The 3,002-nt window shown below is 61.5% G+C and carries 3 protein-coding genes; 2 read left to right on the forward strand and 1 reads right to left on the reverse strand.

The genetic code is table 11. The features are described from left to right. Window positions 1-452: 452 nt before the first annotated feature. Both tig and ENZ75_RS26885 read left to right on the forward strand, forming a co-directional pair. Window positions 453-1,919: a trigger factor gene (gene tig / locus ENZ75_RS26880; RefSeq protein WP_013532009.1), complete on the forward strand. Its 1,467-nt coding sequence runs from the start codon at window positions 453-455 to the stop codon at window positions 1,917-1,919. 157 nt (window positions 1,920-2,076) lie between these two features. Next, window positions 2,077-2,604, forward strand: coding sequence for a hypothetical protein (locus tag ENZ75_RS26885; protein WP_244506953.1), 528 nt, complete (start codon window positions 2,077-2,079; stop codon window positions 2,602-2,604). 119 nt (window positions 2,605-2,723) lie between these two features. Here ENZ75_RS26885 and ENZ75_RS26890 read toward each other — a convergent pair. Next, on the reverse strand, window positions 2,724-3,002 hold a 279-nt coding region (locus tag ENZ75_RS26890), incomplete at its 5' end, for a glutamine amidotransferase (protein WP_245481253.1).

Below are 3,002 nucleotides of genomic sequence, written 5' to 3' on the forward strand. Positions count from 1 at the left end.
GATGAAGGGACTCGAACCCCCACGCCTTTCGGCACTGGAACCTAAATCCAGGGCGTCTACCAGTTCCGCCACATCCGCATGGACCGGCAATCCCATGTGGCCATCATTCTGTCAATGTCAGAGACAAGATGTGGCCCAGCGACAAGATGTGGGGCAGGCCCCGAATGCTGGTTATCGCTGGGATGCGAAGACTGTTGAAAATTGGCCTCGCCTGTGACAAAAGGCGTGTCAAATGTGACGGGACGCGACGATCCGCTTCTGCAGAATGTGATAAGAAGTAGGAAAAACAAGAACTTATTCACATTTTGGAACGCAGTTTGGGAGAGTTTGAGCCGGGTTTTCGGTCAAATCGCCAGGTTCCGTACCAAAAGCCATTCCCGGCAAGAATATACCGGCAGGCTGTGAACGGCAGAGGCCGTGGCAGTCTCATTGGTGAAAACAAAGGTTTTACGATGCAGGTCACCGAAACGCTCAACTCCGGTCTCAAGCGAGAGATCAAGATCACCGTGCCGGCCGGTGACATGGAAGCCAAGCTGATGGCGCGGCTTTCGGATGCCCGCAACAAGGTCCGCATCAACGGCTTCCGTCCAGGCAAGGTGCCGGTGCAGCACCTGCGCAAGGTCTACGGCAAGTCGTTCATGGCCGAAGTGGTCAACGAAATCCTCAACGATTCGACTCGTTCGATCATTACCGGGCGTGGTGAAAAGGCTGCCATGCAGCCTGAAGTCATCATGACCGAGGACGAGAAGGAAGCCGAGAAGATCCTGGCCGGCGGCGCCGACTTCGAATTCCGCCTCAACTACGAGATCATCCCGGCGATCGAGATCAAGGACTTTTCCGACATCAAGGTGACGCGCCAGGTGTTCGACGTGCCTGATGCCGAGATCGACGAGCAGGTCCAGCGCGTTGCCGAATCGGCGCGCAGCTACGAGCCGAAGACCGGCAAGGCCGCCAATGGCGACCGTGTCACCATCGACTATGTCGGCAAGATCGACGGCGAGGCCTTCAATGGCGGCGCCGGCACCGATCAGCCGCTGGTGCTAGGCTCGAAGGAATTCATCCCCGGCTTCGAGGATCAGCTTGTCGGCGCCAAGGCCGGCGACGAAAAGCAGGTCACCGTGACTTTCCCGGAAAACTACCAGGCGGCGCATCTGGCCGGCAAGGAAGCGACCTTCGATGTCACGGTCAAGGAAGTGTCCCAGCCCGGCGCGCTGGAAATCAACGACGAGACCGCCAAGAACCTCGGCCTGGAGTCGCTGGAGCGCCTGCGCGACGTCGTGCGCGGCCAGATCGAGAACCAGTTCGGCGCCATGACGCGCCAGAAGGTCAAGCGCCAGCTGCTCGACCAGCTCGACGCGGCTTATTCGTTCGAGGCGCCGTCGAAGCTCGTCGACGCCGAGTTCAACAACATCTGGGCGCAGGTCAATCGTGATCTGGAAGCAGCCGGACGCACCTTCGCCGACGAAGAGACGACGGAAGAAGAGGCGCGCGCCGAGTATCTGCGGCTTGCCGAGCGCCGCGTGCGCCTCGGGCTGGTGCTGGCTGAAATCGGCGAGAAGGCCGGCGTGACCGTATCGGACGAAGAGCTGCAGCGCGGCCTGTTCGAGCAGGTGCGGCGCTATCCAGGAAACCAGCAGCAGGAAGTCTTCGAGTTCTACCGCAACAACCCGGAAGCGTTGAACACGCTGCGGGCGCCGATGTTCGAGGAAAAGGTGGTCGACCATCTGCTCGGTCAGATTTCGGTCACCGACGTCAAGGTCAGCAAGGAAGAGCTGATGGCCGACGACGAAGAGGACGAGACCGCCGTCAAGGCGAAGCCGGCGAAGAAAGCCGCCGCCAAGAAGGCCGACGCCAAGACGGCCGACGACGCGGAAGAGCCCAAGAAGAAGGCCGCGCCGAAGAAGAAGGCCGCCGAATAACACCAGCGCTCCGCTGAAACAGGAAGGCCGCCCTCGAGGCGGCCTTTTTCGTTGCCAAACTGCAACAGCCGCCATGCTTCGCGAGCGACGGCCTGTGGCGACCAAGCTTTGATCATTATCTGCGCTTCTATTGCAAGCCGCTTGGTTGTTGGAGGGCGTGTTGAGACTGTTCGTCGAATTGGGACACGCTTCGGCAATCGCGCTGATCCTTATCTCGGTCTGCGGCATTGCCCAGGCCGGCACGGTGCCTGACAACTGGCGCTTCGGCACGAGTGAAGACGGCCTCGTGACGGCCTCGCTCTACGCCACCAACAAGCTGATCACCGGCGGCGGTGCCTTGAGCTACAGCCCGATCCTGACGATTGCCTGCCGGGCAAACGGCGAGCCGCATTGGACTGAATGGCTGCAACTGAACGACGCTGTTTCGGCCAGCCGCAAGATCACCATGTCGATTACGGTCGATCAGGAGAGCAAGTTCGACGAAAGCTGGTCGGTCGGGCCGCGCGGCCGGATGCTGGTGCGCGATGGCGCCGATGGCATCAGGCGCCTTGTCGCCGCGAACCGGCTCCAGCTTTCGTGGCGGTTCGGGCTGCTGGCGGGGCGCGGCGAGGCCGATTTCGACCTCGCCGGGTTCGGCGAAGCGGTCAGCCAGGTTGCCGGAAACTGCAACACCGATCCGCCGTGAACGACCGTGAGGCGAAGGCGGCAACGGCCGAGCTCGCCGTTCCCGGTGATGCTGATCGGCTTCAAACCTTTGTTCTCATACATGTCGTTGCCTCAAAAACGCACTTTGGGGCGACATCATCAAACGGCGTTGCTGACCCAGCGGAGCACGTTGGTCCAAAGCCGCGCATAGCCGGGCCATTCGACAAAACTGTTCGGCAGCCAGTGCGGTCCGATGTCCGACGTCCAGACCAGCGTGCGCCCTTCGCCGTGACGCCCGGTGACCAGCAGGGGATGGCCGCCCTGGTCCTGCGGCAGCCGCGCCAGAACCTCGACATCGTCGCGATCGCGGGCGACGACCTCGTTGGCGCCGAGCAGCAGCGGCCATTCGCCCTCAATGCCGGCAAAAAGCGGATGGTC

Source organism: Mesorhizobium sp. M7A.F.Ca.CA.002.04.1.1 (genome assembly GCF_004022805.1).
GTDB lineage: Bacteria > Pseudomonadota > Alphaproteobacteria > Rhizobiales > Rhizobiaceae > Mesorhizobium > Mesorhizobium ciceri.